At 63.5% G+C, this 20,334-nt stretch carries 18 protein-coding genes and 1 pseudogene; 9 read left to right on the top strand and 10 right to left on the bottom strand.

The window, feature by feature from the left end:
• Positions 1-34: 34 nt before the first annotated feature.
• Positions 35-1,183, bottom strand: a complete 1,149-nt coding sequence (locus tag ABIB95_RS40885; protein ID WP_354116406.1) for an ABC transporter substrate-binding protein — start codon at positions 1,181-1,183, stop codon at positions 35-37.
• 823 nt (positions 1,184-2,006) lie between these two features.
• Here ABIB95_RS40885 and ABIB95_RS40880 point away from each other — a divergent pair.
• Together ABIB95_RS40880 and ABIB95_RS40875 are read left to right on the top strand one after the other, a co-directional pair.
• Entirely contained in the window at positions 2,007-2,852 is an 846-nt protein-coding gene (locus tag ABIB95_RS40880; RefSeq protein WP_354116400.1) for a GntR family transcriptional regulator, read from the top strand.
• A 476-nt stretch (positions 2,853-3,328) separates the two neighbouring features.
• Entirely contained in the window at positions 3,329-3,523 is a 195-nt protein-coding gene (locus tag ABIB95_RS40875; RefSeq protein ID WP_354116401.1) for a hypothetical protein, read from the top strand.
• A gap of 323 nt (positions 3,524-3,846) precedes the next feature.
• Here ABIB95_RS40875 and ABIB95_RS40870 read toward each other — a convergent pair.
• The 4 genes and pseudogenes from ABIB95_RS40870 to madL all read right to left on the bottom strand — a co-directional run.
• A pseudogene (locus ABIB95_RS40870) lies at positions 3,847-4,487 on the bottom strand (efflux RND transporter permease subunit); the annotation flags it as partial.
• 172 nt (positions 4,488-4,659) lie between these two features.
• Positions 4,660-5,346, bottom strand: coding sequence for a GntR family transcriptional regulator (locus ABIB95_RS40865; protein ID WP_354116402.1), 687 nt, complete (start codon positions 5,344-5,346; stop codon positions 4,660-4,662).
• Positions 5,347-6,111, bottom strand: coding sequence for a malonate transporter subunit MadM (madM, locus tag ABIB95_RS40860; RefSeq protein ID WP_354121705.1), 765 nt, complete (start codon positions 6,109-6,111; stop codon positions 5,347-5,349).
• On the bottom strand, positions 6,108-6,542 hold the full coding sequence (gene madL / locus ABIB95_RS40855) for a malonate transporter subunit MadL (RefSeq protein ID WP_354121704.1): 435 nt from the start codon (positions 6,540-6,542) through the stop codon (positions 6,108-6,110). Before madL ends, madM begins: the two co-directional genes overlap by 4 nt.
• A gap of 193 nt (positions 6,543-6,735) precedes the next feature.
• Here madL and mdcA point away from each other — a divergent pair, with 193 nt between their 5' ends.
• From mdcA to ABIB95_RS40820, 7 genes are read left to right on the top strand one after another with little or no spacing between them, the layout of a single operon-like run.
• Complete coding sequence (gene mdcA / locus ABIB95_RS40850; RefSeq protein ID WP_354121703.1) at positions 6,736-8,382, top strand: malonate decarboxylase subunit alpha; 1,647 nt, start codon at positions 6,736-6,738, stop codon at positions 8,380-8,382.
• 11 nt (positions 8,383-8,393) lie between these two features.
• Positions 8,394-8,711 (top strand): malonate decarboxylase acyl carrier protein, encoded by a 318-nt coding sequence (mdcC, locus tag ABIB95_RS40845; RefSeq protein WP_354121702.1) that lies wholly within the window; start codon positions 8,394-8,396, stop codon positions 8,709-8,711.
• Positions 8,708-9,622, top strand: coding sequence for a biotin-independent malonate decarboxylase subunit beta (locus tag ABIB95_RS40840; protein WP_354116598.1), 915 nt, complete (start codon positions 8,708-8,710; stop codon positions 9,620-9,622). The genes mdcC and ABIB95_RS40840 overlap by 4 nt, the downstream gene beginning before the upstream one ends.
• Positions 9,609-10,349: a biotin-independent malonate decarboxylase subunit gamma gene (gene mdcE, locus ABIB95_RS40835; RefSeq protein WP_354116597.1), complete on the top strand. Its 741-nt coding sequence runs from the start codon at positions 9,609-9,611 to the stop codon at positions 10,347-10,349. Before ABIB95_RS40840 ends, mdcE begins: the two co-directional genes overlap by 14 nt.
• On the top strand, positions 10,342-10,992 hold the full coding sequence (mdcG, locus tag ABIB95_RS40830) for a malonate decarboxylase holo-[acyl-carrier-protein] synthase (RefSeq protein WP_354116596.1): 651 nt from the start codon (positions 10,342-10,344) through the stop codon (positions 10,990-10,992). The genes mdcE and mdcG overlap by 8 nt, the downstream gene beginning before the upstream one ends.
• On the top strand, positions 10,989-11,864 hold the full coding sequence (gene mdcB, locus ABIB95_RS40825; protein WP_354116605.1) for a triphosphoribosyl-dephospho-CoA synthase MdcB: 876 nt from the start codon (positions 10,989-10,991) through the stop codon (positions 11,862-11,864). Before mdcG ends, mdcB begins: the two co-directional genes overlap by 4 nt.
• The gene (locus tag ABIB95_RS40820) at positions 11,864-12,784 is read left to right on the top strand and encodes an acyltransferase domain-containing protein (RefSeq protein ID WP_354116595.1); all 921 of its coding nucleotides are present in this window, start codon (positions 11,864-11,866) and stop codon (positions 12,782-12,784) included. The genes mdcB and ABIB95_RS40820 overlap by 1 nt, the downstream gene beginning before the upstream one ends.
• A gap of 51 nt (positions 12,785-12,835) precedes the next feature.
• On the opposite strand, the gene ABIB95_RS40815 is transcribed toward ABIB95_RS40820, so the two are convergent.
• The 5 genes from ABIB95_RS40815 to ABIB95_RS40795 all read right to left on the bottom strand — a co-directional run bounded on the left by ABIB95_RS40815 (position 12,836) and on the right by ABIB95_RS40795 (position 20,238).
• Positions 12,836-13,546 (bottom strand): response regulator, encoded by a 711-nt coding sequence (locus ABIB95_RS40815; RefSeq protein WP_354116604.1) that lies wholly within the window; start codon positions 13,544-13,546, stop codon positions 12,836-12,838.
• Positions 13,547-13,635: 89 nt separating this feature from the next.
• Positions 13,636-16,692 carry an efflux RND transporter permease subunit gene (locus ABIB95_RS40810; RefSeq protein WP_354116594.1) on the bottom strand — a complete coding sequence of 1,019 codons (3,057 nt, stop codon included), beginning with the start codon at positions 16,690-16,692 and terminating at the stop codon, positions 13,636-13,638.
• A 27-nt stretch (positions 16,693-16,719) separates the two neighbouring features.
• Complete coding sequence (locus ABIB95_RS40805; RefSeq protein WP_502916677.1) at positions 16,720-17,835, bottom strand: efflux RND transporter periplasmic adaptor subunit; 1,116 nt, start codon at positions 17,833-17,835, stop codon at positions 16,720-16,722.
• Positions 17,832-19,331: an efflux transporter outer membrane subunit gene (locus ABIB95_RS40800; RefSeq protein ID WP_354116602.1), complete on the bottom strand. Its 1,500-nt coding sequence runs from the start codon at positions 19,329-19,331 to the stop codon at positions 17,832-17,834. The genes ABIB95_RS40805 and ABIB95_RS40800 overlap by 4 nt, the downstream gene beginning before the upstream one ends.
• A 289-nt stretch (positions 19,332-19,620) precedes the next feature.
• Entirely contained in the window at positions 19,621-20,238 is a 618-nt protein-coding gene (locus ABIB95_RS40795) for a TetR/AcrR family transcriptional regulator (protein WP_354121700.1), read from the bottom strand.
• Positions 20,239-20,334 lie beyond the last annotated feature (96 nt).

Here is a 20,334-nt window from a genome sequence, read left to right as displayed (position 1 = left end):
CTTGCCATGATGACGGGAATGAGCGATCAGCAAACTACTTCTTGAGCAGGGGACAGCGCGACGCTTCCAGCGGCTGGAATGCCTTATCGCCGGGGACGGTCGCCATCAGCTTGTAGTAGTCCCAGCGCCCTTTTGATTCCGAAGGCTGTTTCACTTCGAATAGATACATGTCGTGAATCATCCGGCCGTCTTCGCGGATCTTGCCGTTCTTGGCGAACATGTCATTGATGGGTGCTTCCTTCATCGCCTTCATGACCGCGGCGGTCTCTGTGGTCCCGGCCGCCTTCACTGCCTTCAGGTAGTGACCGACGGCCGAGTAAAGAGCGGCCTGGACGGAAGTCGGCACGCGGTTGGTGTGCTCCTGGAAACGCTTTGTGAAGGCGCGGGTTTCATCGTTTAGGTCCCAGTACCATGATTCAGCGAGGAGCAAGCCTTGCGCGGTCTGGAGGCCCACACTGTCGATGTCGGAGACAAAAGCGAGCAGCGGTGACAGCTTCTGTCCACCAGTACGAGTAAGACCGAATTCGGCCGCTTGCTTTATCCCAGTGATCGTGTCACCGCCCGCGTTGGCGAGACCTACAACCTTGGCCTTAGAGGCTTGTGCCTGCAGCAGGAAGGACGAGAAGTCCGACGTGTTGAGGGGGTGCTTCACGCTGCCGAGAACCCTACCGCCAGATTTGATCACAACATTGGAAGTATCGCGCTCGAGATCCTGGCCGAAAGCATAGTCGACGGTGAGAAAGAACCAAGTATCGAGTCCTTGTCTTACCGTGGCAAGGCCCGTGACGTTGGCCTGACCATAGGTGTCGAACGTATAGTGGATAGTATATGGACCACAGGCCTCATTCGTTAAACGAACCGAGCCTGGGCTAGTGAGTATGATGATCTTGCCGCGGGCTTTTGCAATCTCATTCGCCGCAAGCGCGGTCGCTGAGGCCGCAACATCAATGATTGCCTCAACACCTTGATTGTCGAGCATGTCGCGCGCGATATTTGCCGCCTGGTCAGCCTTGTTGAGGTGATCGGCTGCGACGATTTGGATCTTCCGACCGAGCACCTCACCGCCGAAATCCTCAGCCGCCATCTTGGCCGCAGTTTCGCTACCTATTCCGGTAATGTCGGCATAAAGGCCGGACATATCGAGGATTGCCCCCAACTTCAGCGGAGGCTTGTCTTGCGCCATTGCGGCGCCGGTCTCATCAATCAGCAGAAGAGCTAGCAGAACCGCAAGAACCCGCCTCGCCTGGATTCGTGAAACAATAACGAAGTCCGCCATACGAATTATCATAGCAATAAGCTTCATGAGTGCCCCCCTAACAGTGCTTGTGTCCGTTTTTCGGCTTTCTTGTCTTTTTCCTCAGACCCAGCCGAACACAGACTGGCACTTGTTCAGATCGTCACATCTGCTCTGCGATCGTGTGCATCAACTGCGGGCTCGACGGATCATGTAGTTGCCATAGGTAGCATCGCAGATTTGATGCCGCTGATACTGTCGTTGCGGAAGGCAACCATCGATAGGTAGTTCGTCTTTGGCCTTGGGTTCTTTGACGAGATTTCAGCGAAGAGCTCATGGAAGAATTAGTGAGTGGCCAGCAGATCGAGGCGGACTGCGGGATGGCCAGCGCGCATGCACGCCCTTGTGTCGGAAGATGCTGTCCCGGCGAAGCTCTCTTGCGACCTGTCGCGACCGCGACAGATCGTGGCGAGAACGGCGAAGTTGTTGGCGTTCGAAAATCCAGCCCCCGGCAAAGGCAGGGTCCGCCCAAAGGCCGCGACACTGCAATGCGTGATCGCCTACGTACCGGAATGATGGAAGCGTTTGCCCGGCCAGGCACGTAACATCGCCTAGACTGGCCAGAGTTCCAGCGCCCGGCAATCTTTCCATCTGCGTGCGGGACCGCCTCAGTGCGCCGAACTTTTTAGCCCAAAGGACTGTTTCGATTGAATGTTTCACAAACGTCCACCCTGTCAGCGAATGTTCCCTCACTGAACTATTGGATTGATTGTTGAACACTTATACATATACAAAATTGATAATCAATATGCGCAGATTGAAAATCTTGGAGATGAATGATCTTGGCCGAGCCTGCCGTTACATTGGCCGCGACATCTCCGCATCGAAAGGATTGAGGACAAACATGCCGAAAACCATTGCATCTGCGAACGCAGAACCGGCGATGGCAATTGATAGTGCGCCCCGAAAGCGCGCGGTGAGCGCCGCTTACGAACTGTTTCGAGAGATAATCCGCGGGCTCTATGAAGGCCGCTACGTTCCGGGCCAGCGTTTGGTCGAAGCCGACCTCATCCGCGACCATGGCGTCAGCCGCTTTGTAGTGCGCGAAGCACTGAAGATGCTCATGAACGAGGGCGTGGTGTCGATTGGATTTAACCGTGGCGCACAGATTCCGCGCCTCACTCGCATCGAAGCGCGCGATTCCCTCACCGTGATGCAGTGGTTGTTCGCGCTCGCGGCGAGAAGCGCAGCAGAGCGCATTGATCTTGGCAATGATCGCGAGACTTTGGTGGCGAGTACGAATGCGTTACTCGCCTTCGCACATGACAGTGACTTCTTTGAATTCGGCCGTGCATGCAGCAACTTCTTTCGCACAATCACCAAGCTCGGCGGCAACAAGGAATTGCACCGGCTGCTTCCGACGCTGCAGATCCACATCGTCCGCGCGCAATTTCGCACTTTTCCGAATGCAACGGAAAACCACCGACTCACAAGCTTCAAAACAATGTCGGATGCGATCTTGTCGGGCGATCCGGACGCTGCAGAAGCAGCGGTCCGCCGACATTTCGTCGACCTGGCAGACGATATCGCGGCGCTTCCGGACCGGGCTTTTCGATAGGGTCAACAAGCATGCCATCCCGCAACGCTTGAAGCCCTTCGGCTTTCGGTCCGCATTACTTTTTGCGAGCATTGAGTTTAGCGAAGACATCCGCTGCTCTATGCTCCGTCGACAAAGCTTAGACTTGCATGGCTTGTCGGTTAGCTGCCGGTCTGAAAATGCAGCGTGCTTGCTCGATAGGCTCGACGGGAAAACGCTATCGATGACCAGGAATGGAAGGACAGAAGCCGCACGCGCCAACAATCGCGACATCTGACAACGATATCCCATTCGTTCCTGTGTCTCCTGACCGCTAGTGTTCGGAATCAAGGCCAACAGCAAGAGCAGGATATCTTCGCCGATCTCGTGCTCGCATCTTTACCATCCACATCTTGCGCCCATTGATGCGGTACCAGGGGCCCAATGCCCCGTCAGGCAGAGTCACGATATAGGAAAGGTTGGAGCCGGTCGCGGCTCGCTCAGATGGGTTGGCGATAGTGAGCAGCGAGCAGGCTCTCAGGGCGATGCTCGCCGAGCTGAAGAAGCTGTTGGCAGCCATTTCCACCGTGCAGGGGAAGTTGACTGTCCAACGAGATCGTTGGCGCAAGGCGTTCGACTGCGGTCGCCGCGCGGTCAACGCCAGGACGTTCGGCGATCGGCTTGCCGTGATGACGCCCGAGGCACCGAAATAAACTTGGGGCCCAGGAAGACGTCGAGCTGGGCGCATGATAGAGGGGCAGCGCGTGCAGCACGTTCTCGTCAGCATCCATGTCGCCATCGATGATGGTGGCCACCTCGGTTGAGACTGAAAGTTCACCAGATGTCCCCCTCTCAATCGCGATTTCTCGTAGTAAAGTGAGTTGATGCCCAGCGTAGCGAAAGCACCGTGGCGACGCGGCCTCTCGACGATAGGTCAGGATTGGCGACCTCATCTGACCTTGGCACGGCCGGTGATGGATTGGAGTAAAACAAATCCTGATCAAAGAGTTATGACTCGCGCGTGCGCGCGGCGGTTCTAACTTTCCTTCGGTTTTGTTCTCATGCAGTCGCCCCCGCCGAGCTGCTGAAAAGAACACTTGGCCATCGGCGCCTGTACTGGGTCCACCGGATCAATGGGTTGCTCGATTCGGAACCAGGCGACGTAAAGCGCCGGAAGGAATATCAGGGTGAGAACCGTGCCGACGATGATGCCGCCCATCATGGCATAGGCCATCGGCCCCCAAAACACCTCCCGGGCTATCGGGATCAGTGCGAGGCTTGCCGCAGCCGCAGTCAGCATGATCGGACGCATTCGGTGCTCGGTTGCCTCTACCACAGCCTCCCAAGGCGCCCGGCCTTCCTCGCGCAAACGTTCGATCTGCACGACGGGAATCACGGGGTTGCGGATCAATTGCCGATCAGTGCCAACACACCGAGAATCGCTACGAAGCCTAAAGGTGCTCCACTCGGCAGCAGCGCGGCGACCACGCCGATCAGCGCGAGAGGCGCCACTGCGAACACGAGGAAGAGACGCTGGAAGCTCTGCAGCTGCAGCATCAGGATTGTCGCCATGCTTAGCAACATCAGCGGTACCACCGCCACAATTAGCGCCTGGCTCTTGGCGCTGTCCTCGACACTGCCGCCAACGGCGACAGAATAGCCCGGCGGCAACCTTGAGATTGATCACTGATCAGTGCATACGCCGCCAGCGACCGAGATCAGCTGCCGAGAGTCGACCCCTCATTCGGATTGAGGAAGGCGCATCCCAGTCACGCGCCCTTTACCGAGCTGCGATTCCCGTAGTCGCTGGAGACCATCGGTCTATTGGCTTGGCCTCGCGATGAGAGTTTCAATCGAGGCGGTCGTCGATGTAACGTCTCAACGCGGCGGCGGCGTTCAACATGTGCGCACGCATCCTGCGTGAGGCCGTCTCGCCGTCGCCTTCGGCGATCGCCTGCATGATGGCATCATGCTCTTCGCGAGACTTGCGGATGCGATCACCCTGCCGCAATTGGGTGCGGCGGAAGGCGCTGAGCCGCGAGCGGACGTCCTGCGCCTGCTCGGCCAGAAAGGAGTTGTGCGTCGCGCGGTAGATGCCTTCGTGGAATTGCCGGTTGAAGGCGTCGTAGGCATCGACGTCATTGGCCTCGACCATCTTCAGCGAGGCGTCATGCAGCTCGATCAAATGGCTGCGCTCGAGCGGGGTCATCCGATAGGTCGCAAGCCTGACGCACATCGCTTCGACCTCGGCGCTGGTCTCGAACATGTCCATGATCCGCTCCGGCGTCATCCGCGCAACGACGAGGCCGCGGCGGCCGCGCACCTCGACGAGGCCGCTGACCACGAGTTGGCGAAGCGCCTCCCGCACCGGCGTGCGGGAAGCGCCGAAAAGATCGGCGAGTTGCTGCTCTTCCAGGGCCGAACCGGCGACGCGCGCGCCTGAGGCGATCTCGTCGGTCAGCGCGTTCCGGATGCGATCGGACAGCAGTCCCGCATCGTCTTCCGGATCAGTTGCGACCTTGAGCAAACCCGCCATTTAGCCTCCTGTGATCGCACGCACCGCAAAGTAGAGGATGGATGGTGCGACCAGGCATCCTAATCCCGTATGGAACGTCGCAGTCAACGCCCCGTAAGGCACCAGTCGCCGGTCGGTCGCGGCAAGGCCTCCGGAAACACCGCTGACTGTCCCCATCAATCCACCGAACACCATGGCGCTGCGCGGATTATCGAGGCCGATCATTTTCGCCACGAAGGGCGTGCCGATCATCACGATCACCGCCTTGAACACACCGGTCGCGATCGAAAGCGCAATGACCGGCGAGGATGCACCGATTGCCGCGCCCGTGACCGGCCCCACGATGTAGGTGACCGCACCGGCACCGATCGTCGTCAATGATTCGGCATCAGTGTAGCCAAACGCCGCGGCAACGAACACGCCGAGAATGAACGGGACCACCGTTCCCAACCCGAGTGCGACCGCACCGATCAGTCCGGCCTTGCGCGCATGGACGACATCGACCTCGAAAGCCGTGGCGACGATGGCAAAGTCCCGCAGCATCGCACCTCCCATCAGGCCGATCCCGGTCAGCGCCGGCAGATCGGCGACGCCCTTTTCACCGCCGGTGGCGATGCCGCCGAAAAAGGCCAGCAGGAGACCCAGCATGATCGCGATCGCCGAGCCGTGAATGCGTCCGAAGGTGAGGTATTTCGAGATCGCGCCGGAGATCCACATCAGGATTCCGACCGCGGCGAAGGCGGTGATCAGCGAATTCGCGGCGAGAACGTGAGATATCATGGTCATCCGATCCTCCCGGACTTGAAGTGAGGCACGCTCGCCTCGAGCGCCTCTCGGGCCTCGATCTCGTCCATGGTCTCGACGGGGCCACTGAACCGGCCGATCAAAGCCACCATCGCGAAACACACCGCGACTGCGCCGGCGCCCGCAATGACGACGACCGGACCGCCTTTCGCCGCGGCGACGACGTTCTGCTGCGCGGCCATGGCGACCACGATCGGAATGTAGAAGCTGCCCCAGAACTCGACGCCGGTCTTGAGCCCGTGGCTGAGCAGGCCATGTCGCAGCAGCCAGAGCCGGGCTGCGATCAGGAACATCATCGCAATGCCGACGCCGCCGACATTGGCCTTCACACCGAGGGCGACGCCGAGCAGGTCGCCAAGCAGGCCCCCCAGCAGCGTGCAGATCGCGAGAAGCGCTACGCCGGAAATGGTCACGGGCGCCTCCCCTCTGCGAGCGGAGCACGATCGCCAGGACCTGGACTATCTGCATGCATTCGCATCGTAAATTCCCTCCTGTGTATGCGAATATCCATCGTTTATGGGTTTGTGTATACGCCAATTGACTTTTGAAGGAAATGCAAATACATTAGGCCAATCGATAGCCAACTCCGCATGCCAAGGAGCCGAAATGAGCGATTGGGGTATGCAAAAGGCCGCCCTCGGCGAGCGCCTGGCGGCCGGCCGACAGCATGCCAGGGGAAAGGTCGTCCTGATCCCGAGCCTGGGCGCGTTTCTCAAGGCGGTGATCAGGTCAGGCGACCGGGTGTGCCTGGAGGGCGACAATCAGAAGCAGGCCGACATGCTTGCTTCGGCGCTTGCCAACCTCGACCCCCATGACGTGCACGACCTGCACATGGTGCAATCGGGCGTGGTGCTGCCGTCCCACCTCGACATCTTCGAGAAGGGCATCGCGCGGCGACTCGACTTCTCCTATTCGGGCCCGCAGGCGGCGCGCATCGCGAAGATGCTGTTCGGCCGCAAGATCGAGCTCGGGGCGGTTCACACCTATCTCGAGCTGTTCGCGCGCTATTTCATCGACCTCACGCCGAACGTCGCCCTGATCGCGGCGGTCAGCGCCGACAAGGACGGCAACCTCTATACCGGGCCGAACACCGAGGACACGCCGACCGTCGTCGAGGCGACGAGCTACAAGAACGGCCTCGTCGTGGCCCAGGTCACCGAGATCGTCGACAAGGTGCCGCGCGTCGACATCCCCGGCGACCTCGTGCATTTCGTGGTCGAGGCCGGCCGTCCCTTCTATGTCGAGCCGCTGTTCACGCGCGATCCCGCCGCCATTACCGAGACCCAGATCCTCACGGCGATGCTGGCGATCAAGGGCATCTACGCGCCCTACGGCGTGCGCCGGCTCAATCACGGCATCGGTTTCAATACGGCCGCGATCGAGCTGCTGCTGCCGACCTATGGCGAGAAGCTCGGCCTCAAGGGCAAGGTCTGCACGCACTTTGCGCTCAATCCACATCCGACGATGATTCCGGCGATCGAAGCCGGCTGGGTCGAGCAGATCCATTGCTTCGGATCGGAAGTCGGCATGGAGGATTACGTCGCGGCGCGTTCCGATGTCTTCTTCACCGGGCCCGACGGCTCGCTGCGATCGAACCGCGCCTTCTGCCAGACGGCGGGCCTCTATGCCTGCGACATGTTCATCGGATCGACGCTGCAGATCGATCTCGAAGGCCACAGCTCGACGGTGACGACCAGCCGCATCGCCGGCTTCGGCGGCGCGCCCAACATGGGCTCCGATCCGCGCGGCCGTCGTCATCCGAGCGAGCCCTGGCTCAAGGCCGGCGCGGAAGCCGACCCCGACTCCGATGCAGCGCTGCGCCGCGGCCGCAAGCTGGTGGTGCAGATCGGCGAGACCTTTGGCGATCGCAACGCGCCTTTGTTCGTCGAGCGGCTCGATGCGCTCGATCTGGCGCAGGAGCTCAAGCTCGATCTTGCGCCGGTGATGGTCTACTCGGACGACGTCACCCACATCGTCACCGAGGAAGGCATCGCCAACCTCCTGATGTGCCGGAGCAAGGACGAGCGCGAGCAGGCGATCAGGGGTGTTGCCGGATACACCGAGATCGGCCGCGGGCGTGACGCGAAACTGGTCGAGCAGCTCAGGCAGCGCGGCGTGATCCGGCGCCCCGAGGACCTCGGTATCGATCCACTCGATGCCGACCGGCGGCTGCTCGCGGCCCGTTCGATCAAGGATCTCATGTTGGCCTCCGGTGGCCTCTACCGTCCGCCCAGCCGCTTCCGCAATTGGTGAGGAGTTTCTGCATGGAAAAGCTCAGCTTCAGACTGACCGCACCCAGGTCTGCCGGCGGCAGCCGCGCGCAGGCGATCATCGGCGTCGTCGCCTCCGGCAATCTTGAAGTGCTGCTGGAACGCAATCTCCCGGCGGATGTCTGCACCATCGACATCGCAACGACGGCCCATGGCTTCGGCATGGTGTGGGACGCCGTGGTCCGCGACTTCGTCGCCCGCCGCTCGGCCGGGGGCCTGCGCATCTCCATCAATGACGGCGGCGCCCGGCCCGACACGGTCGCACTGCGCCTCGCGCAAGGCGTCCGCAAGATCGAGGAGCCTGAGAGATGACAGAGGCCGCTACCAATAATATCCCGCTGAGCTGGTACGAGGCGAGCGCCCGGCAGCGCATCGACGCGCTGGTCGATTCCGGCAGCTTTGCCGAATTCATCGGCCCCGAGTTGCGCGAGATAAGCCCGCATCTGGCGATCTTCGACCTGCCGGAGCAGTTCGACGACGGCATCGTCGTTGGCCGCGGCCGGCTGGACGGCGCGCCCGTGCTCGTTGCCGCACAGGAGGGACGCTTCATGGGCGGCGCCTTCGGCGAAGTTCACGGCGCCAAGCTCACCGGACTGCTGCGCGCAGCGCTGGCGCTCAAGCAAGACATGCTGATCCTGTTCGACACCGGCGGCGTGCGGCTTCAGGAGGCCAATGCCGGCGAGCTCGCCATCGCCGAGATTATGCGCGCGATCGTCGAGGCGCGGTGCGCTGGCCTCAACGTCGTCGGCCTGATCGGCGGGCGCGCCGGCTGCTATGGCGGCGGCAGCCTGATCGCCGGCACCTGCTCGCGCCTGATCATCTCCGAGCAGGGCCGGCTCAGCGTCAGCGGCCCCGAAGTGATCGAGACCAACAAGGGCATCGAGGAATTCGACTCGCGCGACCGCGCGCTGGTCTGGCGCACCATGGGCGGCAAGCACCGCTACCTCATCGGCGGCGCCGACACCTTCGTCGACGACGAGGCGCTGGCGTTTCGGCAGGCCGCGATCGATGCGCTCAAGGTCGGCAGGCGATGCGACGCGGCGGTGCTCGAAGCCGAGCAGAAGCGCCTCGAACGACGGCTGCAGCGTTTTGGCGAGGCCGAGGACGCCGTCGATATCTGGGAGACGCTCGGCATCGGGCAGCCGACCGAGATCCCCGCACTTCCGACCGGCGCATTTCTTCGCGCGGCCGCCAACAGGGAGAATGCCGATGACGCTCGATGACATCCTGGCCGGCCTGTTCCCGAACGGCCGCAAGATCGAAACCACCGGCGCGATGGTCGCGGGACAGGCGACGTTGCCCGACGGCGGACCGATCCACGTGCTCGGCATCACGCAGGGACAGCCGCTCGGTGTGGACGAAGCCATTGTGCTCGCGCGGCGCGTGATCGAGATCGTCAAATCAGGAGATCGGGCACCGATCCTGTTGCTGGTGGATTCGTCGAGCCAGCGTATGAGCAAGCGCGACGAGCTGCTGGGTCTCAGCGAATATCTGTCCCATCTCGCCAAGGCACTGCTGCTCGCCGAAGCCGAAGGACATCGCACCATCGGCCTGCTCTACGGCGGCAGCGCGGCCGGCGCGTTCATCGCAACGGCACTTGCCACCGGCATGCTGGTCGCGCTGCCGGGCGCCCAGCCGGCGGTGATGGATCTGCCGTCGATGGCGCGGGTCACCAAGCTGTCGATCGATGTGCTGAAAGCCAAGGCCGAAGCAACGCCCGTGTTCGCGCCCGGGCTCGACAACATGGTGATGACTGGCGGCATTCATGTCGTCTGGGATGACAATGCGCCTTTGGCGCCGCAGCTTGCCGCCGTGCTGCAACGGCCGCAAGGACAGGACGATCGCGGCCGGCTCGGTGCCGAGCGCGGCGGACGGCGCAAGGCGGCCGAGATCGCCGATCGCGTTGTCGCGCTCGCGACGGTCTCGCATCAGGACGCGCAACATGGTTGAGCCTCTCGCCCGCCACAGCATGGTGAAGGTCTCGACCACCGGTTGGGCGGCGGCGATGGGCCGCTATCCCGAGCTCGCCAGCGAGTCGATCGTCGCAGGCTGGGCGCAGGCCGGCCGTCCTCTCATCGTTCGCCGGCCAACATGCGGCGACGTCGCCGGAATGATTCCGCTCGGTCTGCCACTGCCGCCCAGCCACAGCAAACGACGCATTGCGGTCTCACTCGCCGCGACCGATATCGTCGCATCCGCTCCGCCCCCCTTATTGGCCGATGTCGCCGCGGCGGCGCCAGCGCACTGGCGTGCGACGATCGACCTGCTGCTTCAGCTTCTGCCGGAGACGCGCACGTTCGGCAGTCTGGCTTGGCAGCATCTCACCGGCCTGCCCTATCTGACTGACAGTTCGGACCTCGATCTGCTCTGGCCGCTGGCGGCCGCATCGCGAGCGAAGACCCTGCCATCCGACATCGCCGGAATTGCGAAGCAAGCGCCGATGCGGCTGGATGGCGAGATCATGGGTCCCGCCGGCGGCGTGCAATGGCGCGAGCTGACCGGGACCGACAAGGACGAAGTCCTCGTGAAAACTCCGGCCGGTGTCGCCAGCACGACGCGCGCAGCGTTTCTTCTTTCGGGCGCGGCGTCATGAACCTTGCGCTGAGATGGCAAGCACCGCCGCAACGCGCACTCCGCGCGGAGCAGCTCGGCCGTCTCGCGTCGCTCTGCCTGAAGCGCGAAGTCAAGACCTATCCCAAGCCAGGGCTGGTCAGCGATGTCGACAACGGTGCGCATCGCGACATGGACGCGGCGCTCCTGTGCAAAAGCGCCGACACGCTGGCGCCGTTCTTCAGCGAGCTCGCCGCCGCGGGCGCCGAGGGCGCGGGCATGGATCGCTTGCGCGCGATCGGGGTTGCGGCCGAGCGCGCGATGCTTGTCGCGACCTCGGGTGTGAACACGCATCGCGGCGCGATCTTCGGATTGGGTCTGCTCTGCGCCGCGGCCGGCTATCGCAGCAGGCTCAGCCTCCGCAAACCGCTCGGCGAACTGGTGTCGCAACGCTGGGGCGAGGCGATCCTCGAAGGTCCGATTTCCCTCCGCAGCCATGGCGCCGTGGCATCGCGTCGCTACGGCGCCGGCGGCGCCAGGGCGGAAGCAGCCTGCGGCTTCCCGTCCGTCTACGACGTCGCTCTTCCCGCGCTGGGGGCGGCGCGGACGCTCGCTCCTCATGATGAGGAGGCGGTCCGGGTTCAGACCTGCATGGCGCTGATCGCGGATGTCGCCGACACCAATCTGTTGCACCGGGGCGGAGCCGACGGATTGCGCTTCGCGCAGGCCAGTGCATCCGCATTTCTTGCCGCGGGCGGAATCGGTTGCCCAGGCTGGCGCGACCGCGCGGCCGGCATCCACATCGCCTTCGTCGCACGCAATCTCAGCCCGGGCGGCTCGGCAGATCTGCTGGCCATGGCCTTGTTTGTCGAGGCTCTGTCCGTTGAAACCCGCGTGATCGATCGGCTGGACTGATGCTTGCATTGCTCTGCGGCGGACAAGGCACCCTGTCGGACAAGATCTTCGACCTTGTCGCGACGCAGCCTGCCGCGGAGCCGGTCTTCGTTGCGGCCACGGACTGTCTCGGTGAGGACCCGCGGGAGCTCGTCAGGACGCGCAGCGCGGACGAGCTATCCGCCAACCGTGTCAGTCAGGTTCTGACCGTCACATCGGCGCTCGCAATCCACGCCTGCATTGCCGACCTGCTGACCGGTCAGACCGCCGTCGCCGGCTACAGCGTCGGCGAGACGGCGGCCTGGAGCGTTGCGGGAATATGGACCGCCGACGAAGCCCTGCGACTGACCGATATTCGCGCACGGTTGATGGACAGCGTGGCCGGACCGGATGGGCGGCTCGGCTATGTCCGCGGGCTCGATCGGACCGCGCTGCAACCTCTGCTCGACAAGCATCGCTGCCAGATCGCGATCAGGAATCCCGAGCTTCTTTTCGTCGTCGGCGGCACCGGGCGGGATGTCGTCAATCTCTGCCAGGAGGCGTCGACGCTGAGCGCGGCACGCGCCGGTGTTCTCGCCGTCAAGATCGCCTCGCACACTTCACGGCTCGAACGCGCCTGTGACCCCTTGAAACAGGCGCTGGAGGCGAGCCGCCATGCGTCTGTCGCGCATCAGCGGATCCTCCTCGCCGGAGATGGCGGTGAACGCATCTTCTCCGTGTCCGATGCGATGGCAAAGCTCGCCTGCCAGGTCGCACGCCCGATCGACTGGGCCGCGACGCTTGAGGCTCTTGCGGAGCAAGGCGTCGACCGCGTGCTGGACCTCGGTCCAGGTCACGCGCTTGCCGAGATGATGCAGGGCTTCCTGCCATCGATCCGCTGCTACGCTGCCGACGGGTTCCGTACGGCCGACGGGCTGCGTAACTGGATTGCCTCGGACTAGCCGGACAGCCGATCTCCACCGTGACCAGGGAAGGCGGACTTGCCGACCAGGTCACGCATCATTCACCTCGGGCACAAAAACGTAGCCGCCTGCCCGCACTGTCCGGATCATCGAGACGCCCTCGACGCGATCAAGCTTGCCGCGCAGCCGGCTGACGAGCACATCGACGCTGCGCTGGAACGGGCCGCCCAGACGTCCGGTCATGCCCAGGAGGTTTTCCCGGCTCAGGACCCGGCCATGGCGTTCACAAAGCACCTGGAGAAGCTCGAACTCGGCGCTCGTGAGCGCAATTTTCGCTCCGCCGGGATCACGCAGCTCGCGCAGCCGCAAGTCGATCAGCCAGCCGTCGAACGTCAACCGCTTTGTGGTGCCTCCTGACGATCCCACCGTGGCCGTTGGCCGGCGTCTTAGGACCGCATTGATGCGCGCAACCAGCTCGCGCGGATTGAATGGCTTGACGATGTAGTCATCAGCTCCCATTTCGAGGCCGACGATCCGGTCGATCTCGTCGCTCTTAGCGGTGAGGAAGATGATCGGTGTCGGATGAACGACACGCAGACGCCGGCACAGACTGAGACCATCCTCTCCCGGCAGCGTGATATCGAGCACGATCAGGTCGACGCGGTTCTGCGTCATATGGCGATCCATCGCGCGGCCATCCGGCACCAGATCGACCGAGAAGGAATGCCCGCGCAAATAACGCGCGATCAAGCTCCCTGTCTCCTGGTCGTCTTCCACGATGAGGATGCTCCGGGTGGTCATCGGCTTGCCGTTTGTCCTGTCATTGGAAAGCTCGCCGATCACCCGTGCACCAGACCATCGCAGCGCCGCCCGGCGCCTGAGCTGCAAGCTCAGCTCAACTCCCCGGCGGCACTGGTGACGCCGCGGTGGGCGATCAGGGCGTAGGCGACCGGCACCACGAACAGCGTGAACAGCGTCCCGATCGACAAGCCGGTAGCGATCACGAGTCCCATATTGTAGCGGGACACCGCGCCCGCGCCGCTCGCCGTGACCAGTGGCAGGACGCCGAGCACCATCGCCGCCGTCGTCATCAGAATCGGCCGAAGCCTGATCGTTGCCGCCTCGATGATGGCCTCGCTGCGGTTCTTTCCCTCCGCGCGCAGCTCGTTCGCCACCTCCACCATCAGGATGCCATGCTTGCTGACGAGCCCCATCAGCGTGACGAGACCGACCTGGGTGTAGATGTTGATGCTGGCGCCACCGAGGCCGACGCTGATGAAGATCAGCGCGCCGGCGAGCGACATCGGCACCGAGATCAGGATGATGACGGGATCCATGAAGCTGTTGAAGAGAGCGGCGAGCGCAAGATAGATGATGATCAGCGCGAACAGGAACGTGGCGATGAAGCCGCCGGACTCCAGCTCCAGCTGACGGGAGGCGCCCGCGAAGTCGACCGAGTAGCCGGCTGGCAGGGATTTGGCCAGCGTCTTCAAGGTCGCCAGCGCATCGCCCATCGCGACGCCCGGCATGGCGACGCCGGAAATGGTCGCGGCGTTGATCTGCTGGAAATGGTTGAGCGTCTGCGGAACAGTCTTGTCGTCGAGATGCGCGACCGTCGCCAGCGGCACCATCGTGTTGTTGCTGGTGCGGATCTGGTAGCTCAGCAATTGCTCGGTGGTGAGGCGGTCGTTCTGCCGAACCTGCGGGATCACCTTGTAGGAGCGGCCATCGAGGCTGAAATACTCGACGTAGTTGCCGCCCAGCATGGTGGCCAGCGCGCCGCCGAGATCGCTCATCTTCAATCCGAGATCGCCGGCCTTGTCGCGATCGAACACCACGGTGCTCTTCGGCTTGTCAACCTTGAGGTCGTTGTCCAGGAAGATGAACTGTCCGGTCTTGAGCGCCTCGGCCATGAAGTTGCGGGCGACCTCGTCCAGCTCGTTGAACGAGCCCGTCGTGCCGATCACGAACTGGATCGGTAGACCGTTGCTGCCCGGCAGCGGCGACGGCTGGAAGGCCACCGAGCGCGTGCCGGCAATGTCGTTGAGCAAGTTCTGCAATTCCGGCTGGAGAGTCTTGGTCGTCGCGGTCCGCTTGTCCCAGGGCTTCAGCACCCAGCCGCCAATCGCCTGCGAGGGCGTGTCGATCTGGAAGACCACCGCGGTCTCGGCCCGATTGGCGATGAGATCGTAGAGCTGCTGACCGTAGAACTGGCGCTGCTCGGCCGTTGCCGAAGGCGCCGAATTGGTCAGCATCAGCACCACGCCCTGATCCTCGTCGGGCGCGAGCTCGCTCTGGGAATTCACATACAGCCAGGGAATGCCCGCGAGCAGCAACAGCGCGAACACCACCACCACGGATTTGGTTTCGAAGACCGATTCGAGCCCGCGGCGATAGGCGGCGGTCAGCCGCTCCAGCGTATGGTCGATCCGGCGCACCAGGCGCGCTTCCCAATTCGTGGCATCCCGCTCCGTCCTTCGCAGCAGCCAGGCGCAGTTCATCGGCGACAGCGTCAGCGCAATGACCGCCGACACCATCACCGAGCCGGCGAGCGTAAAGGCGAACTCCGTGAACAGCGCGCCGGTGAGGCCGCCCTGGAAGCCGACCGGCACGTACACCGCGATCAGGACCACGGTCATCGCCAGGATGGGACTGGCGAGCGCGCGCGCGGACTGGATCGCGGCTTCGATCGGCGTCTCCCCCTGGTCGATCAGGCGATGGACGCTCTCGACCACGATGATGGCATCGTCGACGACGAGCCCGATCGCGAGCACGAGCGCCAGCAGCGTCAGCAGGTTGATTGAAAAGCCCATCAGCAACATCAGGGCAAAGGTGCCGATCAGCGACAGCGGGATCGCGATCACCGGGATCAGGACCGACCGCCATGAGCCGAGGAAAAGGAAGACGACGATCGTCACGATGAGGACCGCCTCGACCAGCGAGTGGACGACCTCGTCGATCGAGCTGTTCACGAACGCGGTCGAATCGTAGAGAATTTCGCTGACGATGCCGTTCGGCAGGTTCGCGTTGATGTCCGGAAGGGCCGCCTTCACCCCTTTGATGACATCGAGCAGGTTGGCGGTCGGCGCGACCTGGATGCCGAGATAGACGGCTGTCTTGCCGTTGAACTTGGCCGAGCTGTCGTAGTCGTCATTGCCGAGCGTCACGTTCGCGACGTCCTTCAGGCGGATGATGGCGCCGTTGACCTGCTTGACGACGAGGTTGCGGTACTGCTCCAGCGAATGAAGGTTGGTCGTGGCCGAAAGGTCGACCTGGACCAGCCGCCCCCTCGTCGCACCGAGCCCGGCGATGTAGTCGTTGCCTGACAGCGCGGTGGAGACATCGGTGGCCGTCAGCCCATAGCCGGCGAGCTTGTCGGCGTCGAGCCAGGCACGCAACGCGAACTTCTTGCCGCCGAGCAGCTCCGCGGTCTGCACACCGGCCACGGACTGCAAACGCGGCTGCACCACGCGCGAGAGATAGTCAGTGATCTGGTTGGGAGCCAGCACGTCGCTCGCAAAGCCGATATACATCGCATCGATGGTCTGGCCGACCTTGAGCGCCAGCGTCGGCTGCTGGGAGCCGGTTGGAAGCTGGTTGAGTACGGAGTTGACCTTGGCATTGATCTCCGTCATCGCCTTGCCGGAATCGTAGTTCAGCCGCAGGTTCACCGTGATGGTGCTGGTGCCGGTGATGCTGCTGGAATTCATGTAATCGATGCCGTTCGCCTGGGCGATGGCATTCTCCAGCGGCGTCGTGATGAAGCCGGCGATGATGTCGGAATCCGCGCCAGCATAGGCCGTCGTCACCGTGACGATGGCGTTCTGGGTGCGCGGATATTGCAGGATCGACAGCGAGGTCATCGACCGCAATCCGAGGACCAGGATCAGCGCGCTGACCACGATGGCCAGCACCGGGCGGCGGATGAAGATGTCCGTGAAACGCATCGTATCGGCCCTCGGCTGGCGCGTCGTTTACTGATCGACGACGGTCGGCGCCGCCTCGGCCAGCGGCACGTGGGAATTGTCGATCTTGACCGGACTGCCGTTGCGAAGCTTGATCTGGCCCGCGATCACCACGCTCTCGCCGGGCTTGATCCCGTCGGTGACGGCGATGCGGTCGCCCTTTGCCGGCCGGGTCTTGACGAACGTCTGCCGCGCAGCGCCCTGCCCGTCGTGCAGGTTGTCGACGACATAGACGAGGTCGCCATAGGCGTTGTTGACGATCGCAGTGAGGGGAACGGTGACGATGTCTTCGGCCTTGCCGATGTCGATCTCGGCCCTGGCGAACATGCCGGGCAGCAATCGCGCGGGATTGTTTGCGATCGTCGCGCGGACCTGAATGTTGCGGCTGCCGCTATCGACCTTGGCATTGATCGCCGAGACGCGACCGGCAAAACGTTCGCCGGGAAAGGCGTCCACCGTCGCGGTGACATCCTGCCCGATGCTGATCGAGGCCAGCGCCTGCTGCGGCAGATAGAAATCGACGTAGATCGGATCGAGGCTCTGAAGGGTGACGATGGTGGTGCCGGCGCTCAGGAACTGGCCGATGTCGACGGCGCGGATCCCCAGCCTGCCGGCGAACGGCGCCTTGAGCGTCTTCTGCTCGACGATCGCCTTCTGCTGCTCGACGAGGGCTCTGGCGTTCTTCAGATTGGCCCTGTCGCTGTCGAGCGTGGCCTGGCTGACCGCGTTGAACTTGATCTGCTCCTCGTCGCGCTTGAGCACGATCGCGTAGTTCTCGGCGGTCGCCTGGAGCGACTCCAGTTTGGCGACGTCGTCGGTCGCTACGAGTTGGAGCAGGGGCTGGCCCTCGGACACCTCGTCCCCGGAGGAGAACTGGATGCGCTGCACGATCCCGGACGCTTGCAGCGCCAGATCGGCTCCGTTCACGGCGCGCAGCGAGCCGACCGACGAGAGCGTCGATCGCCACGGCGCGGTGGCTGCAACCACGGTGGAGACGGTCTGCGGCGGATTCGCCTTGGCGCCGATCGCCTTCCGGATCATCATGTCCTTGAAGGTCTGGAAGCCGTAGAGGCCACCGAACAGAACGGCCATCACGGCCAGCATGATCGTCATGCGCCTGGTCATCGCGCGGCTTCCTGGCTTGAGCGGTTGGGGCCGGCGAAATAGCCGGGATTGACGCGGGGCGAGGCAGCGGTCGTCAGATCGGCCCTGTTCCACCAGCCGCCGCCGAGCGCCTGGAACAGCGCGGCGGTGTCCGAGAAGCGCGCGGCCTGCGCCTTGATGCGCGCGATGCGCGCGTTGAGGTAGGATTGCTGGGCGGTGATGACGTTGGCGTAGGGCACCGCACCGGTCTTGAACTGCTCGATCGACATGGACAGGCTGTCGGATGCGGCCTTCTCGGCTTCGGCCTGCGCCTTCAGCGTCGCCGCGTCGTACTGAATTGCCCGCAGCGAATCGGCGACGTTCTGGAACGCCGACAGCACCGTGCTCTTGTAGGCCGCCATGTCCTGCTCGAAGAGCCCAACGTCGGCCTCTTTGGTGTGATAGAGCGTGCCACCGTCGATCAGCTTCTGCGTGATGCTGGACGTCGCGTCCCAGGCGATCGTGCCCGGCGAAAACAGCTTGCCCGCTCCGCTCGCGCCGTAGCTGCCCGACAGCGTGACCTGCGGCAGAAGATTCGCGACCCCGACGCCGACGGTCGCGGTCGCCTGATGCAGCGTCGCCTCGGCCTGGCGAATGTCCGGGCGTTGCCGGACCAACTCCGACGGCAACGACACCGGCAGGCGTCCGGGCAGACGCAACTCGGCAAGGGCCACATGCTCGCCGCGATCCTCGCTCGGCAATCGGCCGAGATAGGCCATCAGTTGGTTGCGCTGCTGCGCCATTTGTTTCTGGAGCGGAGGCAGCGTCGCCTTGGCCTGTGCGAGGGTCGATTCCTGCGCCAGCACGTCCGACCTGGAGACGGCGCCGATCTCGAACTGGTGCTGGATGCGCGCGAGCTGATCCGTCTCGGCCTTGACGATGTCCTCGGTCGCGGAAATCTGGTCGCGCAGCGAGGCGTCGGTGATCGCGGCTGTGACGACGTTGGCGGTCAGCGCCAGATAAGTCGCCTCCAGCTTGAACGCCTGATAGTCGGCCTGAGCCTCCAGCGCCTCGACCTGGCGACGCGTGCCGCCCCAGAGATCGAGCGCATAGGACACGCTGACCGAAGTGTTGAAGAGCTTGTATTGCGGCCCCTGCTCGCGCGCCGCCGATCCGCTTCCGCTCACCTGCGGAAACAGGGCTCCCTGCTCGGCGAGCGCGTTCTCGCGGGCAGCGCGTAGCGCGAATTCGGCGGACTGGACATCCGGATGGTTGCGAACCGCCTCATCGACGAATCCCGTGAGCTTGCGCGAGCGGAAGAGTGTCCACCAGACGCCCGAGACATCGCTTCCGGGCGAGAAGGCTTGCGACGTGCCGCCTGGCGTGCTGGTGCTCCCAGTCGAGGCGAGCTGAGGTTCACGCGTGTAGCGACTGACGGCCGGAGCATCGGGCGCGGCGAAATTCGGCCCGACCGCGCAAGAGGCGAGCAGAATGGCCGGCACGGCAACGCCGGCCAAAAGCCGCGCATGCCCGGCCATCGACGCACGAACGCAGCTCTCGGTCCACAGCCCCGCGAAATTCCCCTGTCTTCTCAAGAGTAACTCTTTCGTCCTCAATAATCGAACCATACGGTTCAGTATCGTTATTGGCGACGATCCGCCCTGTCAAATAACCGTACCGTGAAGTTCTATTGTTGGGCAGAAACATGAGAGAGGCGTGCAACGCCGCGGCTGACGACGGCCTGCCGCATCGGCGCGGGACAATCATCCTGCCGCCAGGATATCGAGGCCTGTCGCGTTCGATGACGACGAGCGGCGCCGCTCGCTCTCAACCGGCTCCGCCGCCGCGACAGGCGGCCAGAAAGAACGCGACACTCTCCGCCACATGGGTGTGGATCTGCGATCTGAGCGACTTGGGATCTTCGCCCATCACCGCTCGCAGCAGCAGCGGCGCGACCGCGAGGTCGAGGAAGAACTGTGCGGTTCTGGGCAGACGTTCCGGTGCGAAGGCGGCATGCAAACTGTCCTGCTTCGACAGGGTTACATCCCGCAAGACGGTGGTGGCGTGATGGGTGCCGCGCTCGCGCATCATGCGGCCGACCTTGGCCAGATCGGGAAAGCGGCGCGCTTCGGCAGCGGCCAGCCGCATGAAATCGATGTTGTCGTTAGCGAGCACGTGCTTGAGGATCTCGCTAGCGAGCGCTGTGAGCCGCTCCTCGATCGTATCGCCCGGCGACAACGCGTTCTCGAAACCCTGCCGCACGTTTTCCGAGTTGCGGATCGCGATCGCGGCGAACAGAGCCTCCTTGGTGGGGAAGCGCGCGTAGATCGTTCCCTTGCTCGCATGAGCAAGGCTTGCAATCTCCGCGACACTGACGCCGAGCCCCCGTGCCAGGAACAGCTCACGCGCAGCGTTGAGAATCCGCTCGTCGACTTCGGCGGCCAACTCCTTGGGAGGACGCCCAGTTCGGACGGCGCGCCGGGGAGCCTTCGCCCTTGTGACCTTCTCCACTCGTGCACCTCGGTTACGTTCGCCGGACCG

It is taken from the genome of Bradyrhizobium sp. LA2.1 (assembly GCF_040547725.1).
GTDB lineage: Bacteria > Pseudomonadota > Alphaproteobacteria > Rhizobiales > Xanthobacteraceae > Bradyrhizobium > Bradyrhizobium barranii.
Note: the sequence above shows the minus strand (reverse complement) of the source record. Positions and strands in the feature narration are given on the sequence as shown.